The sequence below is a fragment of the Arsenophonus sp. PmNCSU2021_1 genome (genome assembly GCF_036919435.1).
Taxonomy (GTDB): domain Bacteria; phylum Pseudomonadota; class Gammaproteobacteria; order Enterobacterales; family Enterobacteriaceae; genus Arsenophonus; species Arsenophonus nilaparvatae.
In genome coordinates, this window is sequence record NZ_JAZHPL010000011.1 from 270617 (window position 1) to 285285 (window position 14669).

Consider the following 14669-nt stretch of genomic DNA (forward strand, 5'->3'; position numbering starts at 1 on the left):
ATCTTATAAATCAAAAGCAACTTATTGTAATTTAATAAAATTTATGTGTTTTAGTAACTTGAAGATTAATCATCGATTTTAAGCCATTTCTAGTATTTTATACGCCTGTGCGAAACTCGTGACAGATACTTGCTTATCTCACTTGTCCACAAATGAAAAAGTGAATTTTGAGAGAGTAAGCGAGTTTTTCGGTAAGGCTTAATGATGAGTTGATGCGGTTGTTTTGTTGCGAGGACGGCTTTTAGTGTTTGCCAGACGGATTGTTTTGTTGACTCGTGGAAGAGAGTTATCTTCCATTACTTAACTTCTCTCATCTCCACCCCTTTAGCGGCATAACCGGTTACCTGTTTCCCCGCTATCCGTTGACGCTTTTTCGTCAAAAAATGGATATGGTCTTCGTAAACATAACAGTATTCACCATCGACAAGGATGTGTTTAAAAGCTTTCATTGGTTGTTTTGTATACTGCACAAACGGATAATTATCTCTATATATCAAAGCATTAAGTGGGCGTAACGATTGCCTAGCTATAACAGTTTGTTTTTTGTACTGCACAAATGGAGTTAACTTATTGTTTTTAATGCTTTCTTTTGTGCGCAACTCTTTAAGTGCTTTTGGGTTTATTAATTGCATTTGTCGCCCCTAATCTGTTGGGATGGAGTCATTAAGGTTGCAAACATATCGATGCGCTTACTGACTTCTCGCACTGCTTGAGTAGGTGACATGCCTGATTCAATGGCTGACTGAAACGTTGCTTGCTCTATCTTCTGCATACAAAGAAGAATACCAAGCTGTTGGTCATTGGCTTTACTTCGCTCACCTGAACATAAACCCGCTAAACGGTTCTCAATGTTTGCCAGATTGATGTAGTGATGTTTCTCAGCACCTAAATCACGTAAAGCATCACGGAACTCATGGTAATGAGGTAAATACTCCCTTCTAATAGGTTCAGCGGCTCGTTTTTTAGCAAATGCGTGACATCCAGCTTAAATTGCGTCATTTTCTCGTAATCACGTCCACGGACAATGCGACACATAAAATCAAACTGGTTTTCATTGAGTAGAACATACTTATGCACGAGTTTCGCACCAATAAAAAAACGCTCTATTTTTAAGTTTAATTCAGCATAATATATAAATAGAAAAAATCTCATAAATTAAAAATAACTTATTGTAATTTAAGTAAATTTATACGTCTTAGCAAGTTACAGATTAATTATTGTTCTGAAGCCATTTCTAGAATTTTATATGCCCGTGCGAAACTCGTGACAGGAAAAAAAGCAGCACAATTCAAGGAAGCCTATATTGCTGTCGCTACCAATGTAAAAATGATCCACTTGCTAATGTAAAACTGATCCACTAAGAGTAAATATGGCAGTTTTAAGGTACTGCCGATGATAACATTGGAGATCAGAGTGGAAATTTCTGTTTTACATCGCCAGGGTATGTCTATACGTACGATTGCGCGACGGCTTTCATGCTCAAGAGTAACCGGGAGGCGATATCTTCGTAGCACTGAAGCGGCGGCGAATATGCGTTATAAATCGAGAGCGCCTAGACCCGGTAAGTTGGATCCCTTCAAGATATATATTCTCGAACGCGTAGAGGCGGCCAGGCCTGATTGGATACCGGCCTGCGTATTGCTACGGGAGATCCGTGAACGAGGCTACACAGACAGCTATAGCTTGCTGACCGCTTTTCTTCATCCTATGAAAAAAACCGTTATTGAAGATGTTGTCCGCTTTGAGACTGAACCCGGTGAACAGATGCAGGTTGACTTCACGATTATCAGACAGGGGAAGAATCCTTTGATGGCATTCGTTGCCACGTTAGGCTGGAGTCGCTCCACTTTTGTTAGGTTTTACACCTGTCAAAATTCAGCAGCCTGGGGCGACGGGATTGAGTCAGCCCTACAGTATTTTGGCGGTACGCCTCGTCAGCTGCTATTTGATAATCCGAAGACCATTATCATTGAGCGTGATGTTTATGGTCCTGGTAAACACCGCTGGAACCCACAGCTTATCAAACTTGCCGAAAAATATGCTTTCAGTCCGAAAGTCTGCCGTCCATACAGGGGGAAGACTAAAGGTAAGGTTGAACCTTTTGATCACTATCTTAAGAACAGTTTCATTGTTCCACTAACCGCGTTATTTCGTCAGGCAGGGCTTACTTTGGATGCTACCGCCGCCAACTCACGTATTGGAGACTGGCTGAGTACAATAGCTAATGTACGTAAACACGGCACTACGGGTGTATCGCCGGAAGAGCGCATGCTACAAGAACGCTTGGCACTGTTGCCGCTGCCGAAAGTCATGCAAGCATTTCCTTTACCGATACATCAGACTCGCCCCATTCCTATCGAGAGCCTACAACATCCTTTGTCCGTCTATCAGTCGATTCTGGAGATGCCGATATGAATCTTCAGTATGAACGCATCGAAAAATTCTACCAGCAGCTTAAACTGGACAGACTAAGCACAGAGTGCCCAGCTGTAGCGCAAGGAACTGTCGACAAGAACGGTACACTCGCTGACTTTCTAGAGTCTGTTTTACGACACCAGTATGAAGGACTTACTGAACGTCGGCGTCAAACGATACTCCGTTTATCTGGGCTGCCAGTGATAAAGACGTTGGAGCAGTTTGATTACAAATATGCCAGCGGTGTTCCCCGTAACCAAATACAGGAACTGGCTGGACTGGCTTTTATTGAGCGCCAGGAGAATATCGTGTTGCTAGGTCCGTCTGGTGTCGGTAAGACCCACCTTGCTACTGCCATCAGCTATAGGGCTGCGATGCAGGGATTAAGCATCCGTTTTCTAACTGCGGCGGACATGATGTTGCAGCTGCTTACCTCTCATCGACAAGGTGACCTTAAAGGATATCTTACCCGAGTTATCAGTAAACCTAGACTATTGATTATCGATGAAGTTGGCTATTTACCTTTTGGCAAGGAAGAAGCAAACCTGTTCTTCCAGGTGGTGGCAAAGCGATATGAAGCGGGTAGTGTGCTCTTAACTAGTAATCTGTCTTTTGCTCAGTGGTCAAGTACATTTGGTGACGATGAGACGCTAACAGCGGCTATGCTGGATAGATTGCTGCACCATGCACATATTGTACAGATTAGTGGACAAAGTTATCGGTTAAAAGACAAGCTAAAAAGCGGTCAGCTACATAAAAAATTGAAACCGGAACTTAGCGAGTAAATTAAAGGGGGTGGATCAGTTTTACTTTAGCAAAGTGGATCAGAATTCAGTTGGCATTGACAATTGCTGAATTTAATCGCATGGAAGCAGAGCTACATTCAATCCCTAAACGTAGACCAGAAGCACCCGAACTCTTAACCGATAACGACACACGCAATCTGGCTCATCTTGTCTGGAGCATGGCGAATGGATTTAGATTTGAGAGAGCATGGACGCAAGGTATCTGGTATGCGCTACGTCATGCGACAGGAGTTGCATCCCCTCAACATTTTGAAGTTAGTCAAATATCGATAATCGCAGAAGAATGCCGACGAATTTACGGCATGACCAGTACGCTCAAATCCGCTATTTTTGATGCTGAAAAACAAGTTATTCGTCGTTTACTCCGCCATAAGGAAAATGTCGATACGGTACTTCGTGAAATGCAACAACTGTTAGAAGCCAGTACTCACGAACACGATAGCGTCATGAGCCAATCACTTGAAAAATGGCAACAAGCGAACGTCAATCGCTTCCTCCAACGTAACTAAATAATCTTAATGCCCCTTTTCAGGGGCAATCATTCATCAATTAATTTTGAGGGATACCCTTATGTCAAATTCATCATATAAATGTCATGAGATTCAAAAAGAAATTGCGGTCGCAAAAGAAAATTTTACTTGCTTGGGGCTTAATTATCCCTCCTGGTTAGATGACTACAGTCGCTTTAAACCCGACGCTGCCCCGCTATCTCATGATGAACACATGGAAGGGCTTAAATGCTTAACTGCAATGGTGAGAAGGAATATCGCACTGAAATACATTATTAGCTGCCATGACCGTTTTGGTTTTAAAGATATTTTTGTATACGAAAATACAGTAACTGAGGTTAATAAAGAATTAATTGAGAATGTACTAGTTTGTCAGATAGAAAAGTCAACTCTAAATGAAAATCCTGATGAAAAATATATTGCAGTGCTGAACTTTTATTTTGCTGACAGTTCGGCAAAAGAAAAAAAGCTTTCCCCCTGGATGCAACATCTGATTGATGCCTATTTTATTGAAAACATCAAACTTTCAGAAATCGAGCCATTATCAACCTCCATTAACTAAAGGGTGCGTAACATGAACTTAATCATTAGTAAACTTCAAATGACTTCGTTAGAAATTGCTGAACTCGTTAACAAACGCCACGACAACGTAAAACGGACTATCGAAACGCTAACACGAGTTTCGCACAGGCATATAAAATTCTAGAAATGGCTTAAAAGCAATGATCAATCTGCAAGTTACTAAAACACATGAATTTTCTTAAATTACAATAAGTTGTATTTGATTTATAAGGTTTTATCTATTTATATATTATGCTGAATTAAACTTAAAAATAGAGCGTTTTTTTATTGGTGCGAAACTCGTGGCTAATTATCCGGAACGTAATTACTTCTCCTCAAATTGAGGAAAAGCCCACCGCCGGTCGCCCGACAACAGTTTACCTATTCGAGGGAGAGCAAGGAAAACGAGACAGCATCATTGTGGTTGCTCAACTCTGCCCTGAATTTACAGCAAGATTAGTTGACAGATGGCAACAGCTAGAACAAGAGAAATTACTCGGATTTAATCCTGATGATGAAATTGCTGTATTGGAAAACTTATTACAGGAAAAGAAACACAACAAAGAACTCGCTTATAAAATAGCAGAAATGAAACCTGATGTGGCAGCCTTGGAACGTATCGCTAAATCCGATGGTGCTATGTGTGTGACTGATGCCGCTAAACAATTACAAATACGTCCCAAAGACCTGTTTGATTTTTTGAGTGAGAGCAAATGGATTTACAGACGATTGGGTAGCCACTGGATTGGTTATCAGCAGAAGATTCAACAAGGACTGATTGAGCATAAAGTGACAACGATTACCCGAACTGATGGCATTAATGAAATAAAAACACAGGTTCGCATCACGCCTAAAGGAATTACCAAATTAGCAAAACTGTTAAATCCAGAAATAGCAGCTTAATTAATATTCACGCTAGCACATCTGCAAGTAAATAATATTTACGCACAAATTAACCACCCCGATATTATCGGGTAGCCTCTGAACCTATTGTTTATTTTCAATTTTCAAACCAATAAAGAGTTAACAATATGAACCAGCTTAAACAGCAGGAGCTTCGCTATCGTCTAAATAGTGACAGCTTCGTTAGAAAAGACACCATAAAAATCATCCCCACCGTGCTAATCATCGCATTGGCAAGCCTCGTTTTACTGTTAGCAAGATAGGAAGTGATATGAACCCTTACGCCATGCAAGATGACTGGTACGAACAACAGCAAGAAATTGCTTATTGGGAGGACAGGCTGGACGACGAAATCAGCGAACTAGTCCAGCCTGTTTATGACTGCCTACCTTCCTCAGTGATGAAAAAACTCAGTAATGAGGATTTTGACGATATCTGGAAGGCGCTGTTTAACCATTTCAAAAATGAGAACATCCATCAGTACAAAGCACTTCGAGCGCCTAAGAGGAAATATCTATGAGCGAAACACAACATACCGAAAAAGAGAGCAGTTTTCAACAACAGGTTTGGGAAACGCTGTCGGCGATTAATGTTAACGATAAAGTTGAAAAGAAAAGTGGCCTTTCTTATCTCTCATGGGCGTGGGCGTGGGGCGTATTAATGGCACATTACCCAGAATCCTACTATGTCATTGATGCCGTTAGCTATAACAATGATGGCAGTGCCATGGTGTCATTAACCCACGAGTTTCGCACCAATAAATAAACGCTCTATCTTTAAGTTTAATCCAGCATAATATATAAATAGACAGAATCTTATAAATCAAAAGCAACTTATTGTAATTTAATAAAATTTATGTGTTTTAGTAACTTGAAGATTAATCATCGATTTTAAGCCATTTCTAGTATTTTATACGCCTGTGCGAAACTCGTGTAACCCTCACCGTCAAACAGGGTAATAACGAATGTCCCCGCAAAATGTGGTTACCCGTTATGGATTACCGGAATCAGGCTATTTCCAATCCTAACGCCGTTGATATCAACAAAGCGCTGATGCGCTGCCTCACTAAAGCCATTTCGATGTTTGGATTAGGATTTTATATCTATGCGGGTGAAGATTTACCTGAGCAAGAAAAAGTTGTGATGCAGAAAGAAGAAGCGCAACAAAAGGCTCGTTACAATCAATTAATCAAGGAATTAGAAATAGCAGCAAAAGGCGGTGTTGAATCAATGAAATCCCATTGGTTACAATTAAAACCAGAAGAGACGGATATCATTGGCGAAGAAAATAAAATGGCTATTTATCGCAACATTGCAATGAAAAATGAGGCTAATCATGAAGCAGAGAACGGACGAGTGGTTTCAGGCAAGACTTGGGAAAGTCACCGCCAGCAATTTACACAAGGTGTTATCCAAAGGCAAGGGAACAACACAACGAAACTACCTCATGCAGTTAATCTGTGAAACCCTTACCGGACGACGAGAAGAAATTAAAACTAATCAGGCTATTGAACGGGGGAATGCCCTTGAACCTAAAGCCAGAGCACGATATTGCCTCAATGAGTTTGATGTCACGGTCACCGAAGTGGGCTTTATTCCCCACCCGACTATTGCGCTATTTGGTGCCAGTCCTGACGGTCTGGTTAATGATGATGGACTTATCGAAATCAAATGCCCCAACACCTCTACCCACATTGAAACTCTTGCTACAGGAAAACCCAAATACGAATACCTGTTACAAATGCACGGCCAAATGATGTGCACCAGGAGAAACTGGTGCGATTTTGTCAGCTATGATGACAGACTCCCCCCTAACCTTGCCTACTATAAAATCCGAATTTTCAAGGATGATGATTTAGTTAACGAAATTGAACAAGCCGTTCAAGTATTTATCGAAAAACTGAAATCAGAAATCAATAAAATTAATCAATATGTGGAGACCCCATGGCAAACCAGAACCAGTGTCACTTTACCGGACGCATCGGTAAATTAGATATCCGCTATACCCAAGATAAAATTCCCATCACGGCATTCTCAATCGCTATCAGTAAATCAAGGAAAGATAACAACGGTCAATGGATTGATGACACAAAATGGATAAACTGCAAGGCATTTAAGCAAATAGCCGAATATATCCATAATCATGCACAAAAAGGTACTTTTGTTCGTATTACTGCTGCCTATCAGGAAAATAAATGGACAGACAAATCCGGTCAGCAAAGGATATCCCCCGAATTTTTAGTCAATGACGTTGAAATATTGGGGTGTCAACGATCACCGAAAACTGATCCACTTTTTAGCTAAATACGATCAATCAAAATTGATCCACTGTTTTACTCGGTTATTGCTCCTGATCGCCGCTTATCTTTCAATCGATAGCTTTCACCGCTCAATTGCAGTACATGCGAATGATGAAGTAAACGATCAAGCATAGCGGCGGTTAATGTTGCGTCATCAGCAAAAGCACCAGGCCATTGTCCAAATGATAAGTTACTCGTCAATATGACACTGCCATGCTCATAACGCTTGGCAATCACATTGAAAAATAGGTTTGCTTCCTCTCGCCCAAATGGCAGGTATCCAATCTCATCTATGATCAACAACTTCGGGGCCATTACCGAACGTGATAGATATTGTTTGAGCTTATTTTGTCGTTTAGCAGTTGAGAGTTGCAACATCAGTTCAGCCGCTGTTGTAAAGCGAGTTTTCTTCCTGGCCTGTACTGCTTTTAATCCTAATCCAATAGCTAAATGCGTTTTGCCTACACCGCTTGGGCCAACCAACACGACATTTTCATTACGTTCAATAAAAGTTAATGCACTTAATTCTTGTATTTGTTGCTTAGGAACACCCGTTGCAAACTTAAAATCGAACGAACTAAGTTCTTTGTGCGTTGGGAATCCTGCCATCCGACTAAAGAGATGGCGAGTTCGTTCATCTCGTTGTTGTTGCTCACATTTTAATAGGGACAATAAAAACTCTCCGTAGCTTTTGTCTTGGGCAATGCACTGTTGGGCAAGTGATGACCAATGAGTCGGAACAGAATTTAATTTCAATGACTCACACAGGTGTTCAATTTGTTCATGCAATAACATGTTCACCTCCCAGCAATGCTTCATATACGCTGATTGAGTGTTGCAAATTGACAGATTCAAGCGGCCGTACGATACGGATATTAAGCGCATTAGTCTGCGGGATAGATTGGCAAATCCTTGTTGGCAAAGGAAGAAGATACTTAATTTCCTTAGCTAATCTATCTGCTGGCTTCTCTAACGTTGTTCCATGAATCCGCTGATGAGCGACTCGTTGTAACCAGGGCCCCACTTTTGCATTGGCTATCTCCATGTCCAGTTCAAGATTATGAGCACGAAGGTCGGTATTTAATGGTACGATAAAGCTGTTTTTTAAGTAGTGGTTAAAGCGCTCTACTTTACCTTTTGTTTTTGCCCTGTAGGGCTTACAAGCACTCAATTTAAATCCGTAATCTTTCGACATCTGAAGCATTTCGACATTTAATTTATGTTCACCTTCTGCATAAGCATCCCGTTCGATGATGAGAGCTTTTGCGTTATCACACCATACTTCCTGTGGTACACCACCAAAATAGTCGAAAGCGTCTTTTAAACCTTGTTGCCAGGATTCTGCTCGCTCATTATCAAAGAATTTTACATAACTCGCACGCGAGTAGCCGAGCGTTGCAACAAACGCTTTTAGGGGTTGTTTTCCTCGCCGGATGGTGGTGAAGTCGATTTGCATTTGTTGACCTGGCTGTGTTTCAAAACGGACGACAGCTTCGGGAACGATGCTTGGTTTAAATTGACAAACAAATCGGCGTAATTGAGCAATACCGCCTTGATAACCTCTTTCAACTACCTCATCAAATAAGACTGTTGCAGGGATCCAATCAGGTTTAGCCAATTCAATTCGCTGAAGCAAATAAGGTTTAAAGGGTGCCAGTTTACTCGGTTGTTTACTTCTTTTAGCATAAGTTGGCATTCCCTGCTGTTGTAAATGATGTTTTACGGTGTTACGGGAAATGCCCAATTCACGGGCAATTTTTCGAAGGCTTTGTCCTTGTGCAACGCGAACATGAATATCCACAAATATCTCCTTGGTTAACATAAATTACCCGTACAAAAATGTACGAATAATACCAAGTGGATCAGTTTTAGATGATCGTTAGTGGATCAGTTTTGCATGATCGCTGACAATTGGGCAACCGGAAAGAGAAGAAACCGCAGGAAAGCCAAGGTAGAACGGGTATACCAACCACTAACCAGCCGAACAGTAACGCTATTCATCAAGCTGATTTTGAAGACGAAGATATACCTTTCTAGACGCTAATTATACCGGAGGTTAAGTTATGAAACTTAACATCATTAAATTATTAATCACGACATTATTGTTTATCAGCGCGGCATTTGCTTTCGAATTGATAGTTGGTCACATTGCGCACGCCGATGCCGTTATTGACCCGCAAATCAGGTTTAAACGTGGCGAATTAGGCAATATCCATTTAGGCGGACAAGAGCTAGTGGTTATCGGCATTATGATAGTCCCTGCACTCTTGGTCTATTTGCGGGTATTTCTCGACACATTGAAGAAATAGTTACAAAACAAGAAGTCATTACCCACCTAACCTATTCCACTTAATTAATACCCATTCATCAATTTTAATATTGAAGGATAACTATATGCAAAATTTAACAAATGAACATTACCCTATCATTGCGGGCGTAGAAATCACGACAGACTCAGAAGGCCGATTCAACCTTAATGCGTTACATAAAGCCAGTGGTGGCAAAGATGCTAAACGCCCTAAAACATGGCTTGAGACAAAACAAGCCAAAGAGTTAATTGAAGAGCTAAGGCAGAATTCCACCTTAGGTCAAGAAGTAATCAAAGTTCAAAAAGGCGGCATAAATCCAGGCACTTTTGCTCATGAACTGTTAGCCATTGAATATGCAGGTTGGATTTCGCCAAAATTCAGGTTAATGGTTAATCAAACCTTCCTTGATCACAAAACAGGAAGATTAGCCCCTGTCGCTCCAACAACAGATTGGTTAGATAACCCCTCACAATTACGAAAAATGCTAATTAGCTATACCGAGCAAGTGGAAAAAATAAGTAGTGAGCGTGATGAAGCTATTAGAACAAAATCACAAATCAGTCGGACGCGTGAAGCTTCTGCAATGAGTAAACTCAGTGTTGCCACCCGTAAAAATCGGGAACTGACAGAGCGATTAGGAGAAAGCGTGAAACATGCCACCATCACAGCAGTAAAGAACGCCACAGGAAAAGAATATAAATTTGCTCCACTTCGTCGATGGTGCCGTGAGAACCAGATGGAAGCAACCGAAGTACCCGATATTCGTTATGGTCAGGTTAAGTCATGGCCTGCTGAATCATGGCTACAGGTATACGGTATCAATCTGAAATCGTTATTTGCTAATAGCCAACGTATTCACTAGAAATTGACCGCTATTAGGTATTTCCGCATCACTCAAAAAAAGACCAGCCCAAGGCTGGCCAACACCAGGGAAAATGTTGCTGTTAACCAACACACAACGGCAATGATATTACCACAAATAATTCATAAATGATCACTTTTTGATCAAAACTTACATTTATTTAATCAATAACCGGAGAAATCCTATGAATAACACCCATGAATACAGAACAACGTTACATCATGTCAAAGCAGGGATGCAGGTTATTTATCATGGTGAAATGATGAAAATAATTAGATTGAGGGAGAAAAAATTAACAAACAAAGGATTGATATATCAATTTGATACCAACGGAGAAAACGGAACATTAACCGGAAATGGCGGTAATAAAATCACTGTGTTAGAAAAAATAGACGACTTGCATAAAAATAAAAGCGGGTATGTTTAGGAGATGAAGTGAAGTATGACCTGATACTCGCAGACCCACCCTGGCAATATCAAAACAAAGCATCAAACGACGCGGCAAATAAATCCTAATACTCTTCCCCACAAATCATATGCCCTAACCTAACAAAGCACGAAGATAATCATTCGTGCTTAGGCTATCTGTTTTTGTCGGGCAATGAAGCGCCTGAGAATAGTGTGAGTTTTTGAATGTAATCAAGTACTCTATTTTTATGAAAATACGCACGAGGAAACAACTATGCAAATGTTAACATTGGAAGAATGGGCTAATGAACGATATAGAAGTCACCATCCAAAACTAAATACATCACGAGTTTCGCACCAATAAAAAAACGCTCTATTTTTAAGTTTAATTCAGCATAATATGTAAATAGATAAAACCTTATAAATTAAATATAACTTATTGTAAATTAAGTGAATTTATGCATTTCAGTAACTTGCAGATTAATCATTACTTTCAAGCCATTTCTAGAATTTTATAGGCCTGTGCGAAACTCGTGTACATTACAACGTTATGCGCGTAATGGTCATTTTTATCCACCAGCACGAAAAGAAGGAGGCATTTGGCGTGTAAGGGAAGATGCAGAATTGGTTGGAGATTTAACAAAACCATTTATTGATAAAAATGATAACCCTACCTTACAAAGGATTTTAAATGATGGCTGCTAGACCTCGTAAAAATAATGTTAGTATTCCAAATTTGTATCCATTATACAGTCGTAAATCGAACAAGATTTATTGGCGTTACCGTCATCCAATAACAGGAAAGTATCATGCACTTGGTAGTAATGAAGCTGAAGCAAAACAAATTGCTATTGAAGGAAATAATCGGTTTGCTGATCAACGTAGCCGACAGATCTTAGCTATTAGTGACCGAATTGCGCGTATTAAAGGAAAAGAGATTACGGTTAACACCTGGTTAGAAAAATATTGGAAAATTCAAGAAGAACGTTTAAAAGAAGGTGATATAAAGCTAAACACCTACAAACAAAAAAGAAAACCCATTGAATTAATACAAAAAGCATTATCGATAAAACCACTAACGTTAGTCGATGCCAGAGATATCGCTCAGATATTAGATAAATATAAAATAAATGGTCAACATCGAATGGCTCAAGTTATTCGTTCTGTTTTAATTGATGTATTCAAGGAAGCACAACATGCAGGAGAAGTTCCTCCTGGTTATAATCCTGCGTTAGCAACAAAACAACCTAGAAGAAAAATAACCAGACAACGGCTTAATTTGGATGAATGGAAAAAAATTTTTAAAATTGCTGACGCGACTCATCGTTACATGGGAAACGCAATGTTACTAGCATTGGTTACTGGTCAACGTTTGAGTGATATTTCTAAAATGAAATTCAGCGATATTTGGGATAATGATTTGCACGTCATTCAGGAAAAAACCAACGCGAAATTGGCAATACCACTTTCTCTACGATGTGAAGCAATAAATATATCCCTAAGAGAAGTAATAGAGCGTTGCCGTGATAATGTAGTTAGTCCATATCTAATTCATTATTTTTATACAACGTCACAAGCCAAACGTGGCGAAAAAGTAAAACCCAACACCCTAACCACTAATTTTAAAAAAGCAAGAAATAAAACTGATATTGATTGGAGAGAAGGAACACCCGCAACATTTCATGAACAACGTTCATTATCAGAGCGCCTTTACAGAGAACAAGGAATCAACACCAAAGATTTACTAGGCCACAAAAGTCAATTACAAACTGATAAATACACGAGTTTCGCACCAATAAAAAAACGCTCTATTTTTAAGTTTAATTCAGCATAATATGTAAATAGATAAAACCTTATAAATTAAATATAACTTATTATAAATTAAGTGAATTTATGCATTTCAGTAACTTGCAGATTAATCATTACTTTCAAGTCATTTCTAGAATTTTATAGGCCTGTGCGAAACTCGTGTCAGCATAATATGTAAATAGATAAAACCTTATAAATTAAATATAACTTATTGTAAATTAAGTGAATTTATGCATTTCAGTAACTTGCAGATTAATCATTACTTTTAAGCCATTTCTAGAATTTTATAGGCCTGTGCGAAACTCGTGAAATACCATGATGATCGAGGTAAAGAATGGATAAAAGTTATTATTTAATTGAATATTTTTAGCTAGTTTTGATAAATTATTTTGATAAAGTTTTGATAACCATTACAAAGTGAATAATAAAAAACGGAAACCATTAAGTTCCCGTTATCAATTAAGCAAAACATAAAATCACATATGATTGATCACTGCATCACCAAACTCACTGCATTTCAATAGTTTAGCACCTGGCATTAAACGCTCAAAATCATAGGTGACGGTTTTGGCAGCAATCGCCCCTTGCATGCCTTTAATAATTAAGTCAGCGGCTTCTGTCCAACCCATATGGCGTAACATCATTTCAGCGGACAGGATAATCGAGCCTGGATTGACTTTATCTTGACCTGCGTATTTCGGTGCTGTTCCATGGGTTGCTTCAAATAGTGCACAACTATCGCCTATATTGGCGCCTGGGGCGATACCAATTCCCCCAACTTGGGCCGCTAATGCGTCAGAAATATAATCGCCATTGAGGTTCATACAAGCAATAACGTCATATTCAGCTGGCCGCAACAAAATTTGCTGTAAAAACGCATCAGCAATCACGTCTTTGATAATTATATCTTTACCCGTCTCTGGATGCTTAATTTTCATCCATGGTCCACCATCAAGTAATTCACCACCAAATTCTTGTTGTACTAACTGGTATCCCCAATCTTTAAAGGCACCTTCAGTGAATTTCATTATATTGCCTTTATGCACTAAAGTGACCGATTTACGATTATTTTGGATAGCATACTCAATTGCTGCTCGTACTAGCCGCTTAGTTCCTTCTTCTGAACAGGGCTTGATACCGATACCACAATTAGTTGGAAAACGAATTTTATTTACTCCCATCTCATCTTGCAGAAATTTAATTACTTTATCTGCCTCAGAGCTGCCTGTTTTCCATTCAATACCTGCATAAATATCTTCAGAATTTTCGCGAAAAATCACCATATCAGTCAATTCTGGCTGTTTTACTGGGCTAGGAGTACCTTGATAATAGCGCACTGGTCGTAAACAAATATAGAGATCGAGTTGCTGTCGTAAAGCAACATTTAAGGAACGGATCCCGCCACCAACAGGTGTCGTTAATGGCCCTTTAATAGACACATGATATTGTTGGATCAAATCGAGTGTTTCAGCGGGTAACCATACATCCTTACCATAAATTTGAGTTGATTTTTCACCAGTATAAATCTCCATCCAAGAAATCTTTTTATCACCGTGGTAGGCTTTTTTTACTGCTGCATCAACCACTTTTAACATCACCGGAGTAATATCAGCACCAATACCATCCCCTTCAATATAAGGAATTATTGGATTATTAGGGACATTAAGCTTACCTGCTGCAAGTGTAATTTTTTCACCTTGTTGAGGAACAACTACTTTGCTTTCCATCAATCTCTCCTTTATTATCTTAGCGCAATACCTGTTAACTTATGGTAAGAATATTGCATGG

At 39.5% G+C, this 14669-nt stretch carries 21 protein-coding genes and 2 pseudogenes; 17 read left to right on the forward strand and 6 right to left on the reverse strand.

Annotation, left to right across the window (positions count from 1 at the left end; genetic code table 11):
• Positions 1–296: 296 nt before the first annotated feature.
• The 3 genes from V3224_RS26940 to V3224_RS26950 all read right to left on the reverse strand — a co-directional run bounded on the left by V3224_RS26940 (position 297) and on the right by V3224_RS26950 (position 1077).
• Positions 297–632, reverse strand: coding sequence for a hypothetical protein (locus V3224_RS26940; RefSeq protein WP_334473541.1), 336 nt, complete (start codon positions 630–632; stop codon positions 297–299).
• Positions 623–772 (reverse strand): hypothetical protein, encoded by a 150-nt coding sequence (locus V3224_RS26945; protein WP_334471051.1) that lies wholly within the window; start codon positions 770–772, stop codon positions 623–625. The genes V3224_RS26940 and V3224_RS26945 overlap by 10 nt, the downstream gene beginning before the upstream one ends.
• 113 nt (positions 773–885) lie before the next feature.
• On the reverse strand, positions 886–1077 hold the full coding sequence (locus V3224_RS26950; protein WP_334473542.1) for a hypothetical protein: 192 nt from the start codon (positions 1075–1077) through the stop codon (positions 886–888).
• Between the two features lie 315 nt (positions 1078–1392).
• On the opposite strand from V3224_RS26950, the gene istA (V3224_RS26955) reads away from it, so the two are divergent.
• The 12 genes and pseudogenes from istA (V3224_RS26955) to V3224_RS27010 all read left to right on the forward strand — a co-directional run bounded on the left by istA (V3224_RS26955) (position 1393) and on the right by V3224_RS27010 (position 7497).
• Complete coding sequence (istA, locus tag V3224_RS26955) at positions 1393–2415, forward strand: IS21 family transposase (RefSeq protein ID WP_334473544.1); 1023 nt, start codon at positions 1393–1395, stop codon at positions 2413–2415.
• On the forward strand, positions 2412–3200 hold the full coding sequence (gene istB, locus V3224_RS26960) for an IS21-like element helper ATPase IstB (RefSeq protein ID WP_334473545.1): 789 nt from the start codon (positions 2412–2414) through the stop codon (positions 3198–3200). Before istA (V3224_RS26955) ends, istB (V3224_RS26960) begins: the two co-directional genes overlap by 4 nt.
• Positions 3201–3250: 50 nt before the next feature.
• Positions 3251–3730, forward strand: a complete 480-nt coding sequence (locus tag V3224_RS26965) for a hypothetical protein (RefSeq protein WP_334473547.1) — start codon at positions 3251–3253, stop codon at positions 3728–3730.
• 61 nt (positions 3731–3791) lie between these two features.
• Entirely contained in the window at positions 3792–4292 is a 501-nt protein-coding gene (locus V3224_RS26970; protein WP_334473549.1) for a hypothetical protein, read from the forward strand.
• 12 nt (positions 4293–4304) lie between these two features.
• On the forward strand, positions 4305–4436 hold the full coding sequence (locus V3224_RS26975) for a Rha family transcriptional regulator (RefSeq protein ID WP_442891099.1): 132 nt from the start codon (positions 4305–4307) through the stop codon (positions 4434–4436).
• A gap of 161 nt (positions 4437–4597) precedes the next feature.
• Positions 4598–4781: pseudogene (locus V3224_RS26980) on the forward strand (Rha family transcriptional regulator); the annotation flags it as partial.
• 98 nt (positions 4782–4879) lie between these two features.
• Positions 4880–5194 carry a phage antirepressor KilAC domain-containing protein gene (locus tag V3224_RS26985; protein ID WP_334473907.1) on the forward strand — a complete coding sequence of 105 codons (315 nt, stop codon included), beginning with the start codon at positions 4880–4882 and terminating at the stop codon, positions 5192–5194.
• Positions 5195–5465: 271 nt separating this feature from the next.
• On the forward strand, positions 5466–5714 hold the full coding sequence (locus V3224_RS26990) for a hypothetical protein (protein WP_334473551.1): 249 nt from the start codon (positions 5466–5468) through the stop codon (positions 5712–5714).
• Positions 5711–5959, forward strand: a complete 249-nt coding sequence (locus tag V3224_RS26995) for a Sak single strand annealing protein (protein WP_334473553.1) — start codon at positions 5711–5713, stop codon at positions 5957–5959. Before V3224_RS26990 ends, V3224_RS26995 begins: the two co-directional genes overlap by 4 nt.
• Positions 5960–6111: 152 nt before the next feature.
• Positions 6112–6366: pseudogene (locus tag V3224_RS27000) on the forward strand (Sak single strand annealing protein); the annotation flags it as partial.
• A 163-nt stretch (positions 6367–6529) separates the two neighbouring features.
• On the forward strand, positions 6530–7186 hold the full coding sequence (locus tag V3224_RS27005) for a lambda exonuclease family protein (protein WP_334473555.1): 657 nt from the start codon (positions 6530–6532) through the stop codon (positions 7184–7186).
• The gene (locus tag V3224_RS27010) at positions 7138–7497 is read left to right on the forward strand and encodes a single-stranded DNA-binding protein (protein WP_334473557.1); all 360 of its coding nucleotides are present in this window, start codon (positions 7138–7140) and stop codon (positions 7495–7497) included. Before V3224_RS27005 ends, V3224_RS27010 begins: the two co-directional genes overlap by 49 nt.
• A gap of 29 nt (positions 7498–7526) precedes the next feature.
• Here V3224_RS27010 and istB (V3224_RS27015) read toward each other — a convergent pair whose 3' ends face one another.
• Entirely contained in the window at positions 7527–8288 is a 762-nt protein-coding gene (gene istB / locus V3224_RS27015) for an IS21-like element helper ATPase IstB (protein WP_334473559.1), read from the reverse strand.
• Complete coding sequence (gene istA, locus V3224_RS27020; protein WP_334473561.1) at positions 8275–9315, reverse strand: IS21 family transposase; 1041 nt, start codon at positions 9313–9315, stop codon at positions 8275–8277. The genes istB (V3224_RS27015) and istA (V3224_RS27020) overlap by 14 nt, the downstream gene beginning before the upstream one ends.
• A 241-nt stretch (positions 9316–9556) precedes the next feature.
• Between istA (V3224_RS27020) and V3224_RS27025 the strand changes: the two genes are divergently transcribed.
• The 5 genes from V3224_RS27025 to V3224_RS27045 all read left to right on the forward strand — a co-directional run bounded on the left by V3224_RS27025 (position 9557) and on the right by V3224_RS27045 (position 12906).
• The gene (locus tag V3224_RS27025) at positions 9557–9802 is read left to right on the forward strand and encodes a hypothetical protein (RefSeq protein ID WP_334473563.1); all 246 of its coding nucleotides are present in this window, start codon (positions 9557–9559) and stop codon (positions 9800–9802) included.
• 85 nt (positions 9803–9887) lie between these two features.
• Positions 9888–10664 carry a KilA-N domain-containing protein gene (locus V3224_RS27030; protein WP_334473564.1) on the forward strand — a complete coding sequence of 259 codons (777 nt, stop codon included), beginning with the start codon at positions 9888–9890 and terminating at the stop codon, positions 10662–10664.
• Between the two features lie 184 nt (positions 10665–10848).
• Complete coding sequence (locus tag V3224_RS27035; RefSeq protein ID WP_334473565.1) at positions 10849–11091, forward strand: hypothetical protein; 243 nt, start codon at positions 10849–10851, stop codon at positions 11089–11091.
• 464 nt (positions 11092–11555) lie between these two features.
• Positions 11556–11777, forward strand: a complete 222-nt coding sequence (locus V3224_RS27040) for an excisionase (RefSeq protein WP_334473909.1) — start codon at positions 11556–11558, stop codon at positions 11775–11777.
• On the forward strand, positions 11767–12906 hold the full coding sequence (locus V3224_RS27045; RefSeq protein ID WP_334473566.1) for a phage integrase Arm DNA-binding domain-containing protein: 1140 nt from the start codon (positions 11767–11769) through the stop codon (positions 12904–12906). Before V3224_RS27040 ends, V3224_RS27045 begins: the two co-directional genes overlap by 11 nt.
• Positions 12907–13357: 451 nt before the next feature.
• Here the strand turns inward: V3224_RS27045 and icd are convergent, their stop codons facing one another.
• Positions 13358–14608, reverse strand: a complete 1251-nt coding sequence (icd, locus tag V3224_RS27050) for an NADP-dependent isocitrate dehydrogenase (RefSeq protein WP_334473568.1) — start codon at positions 14606–14608, stop codon at positions 13358–13360.
• Between the last annotated feature and the right edge of the window lie 61 nt (positions 14609–14669).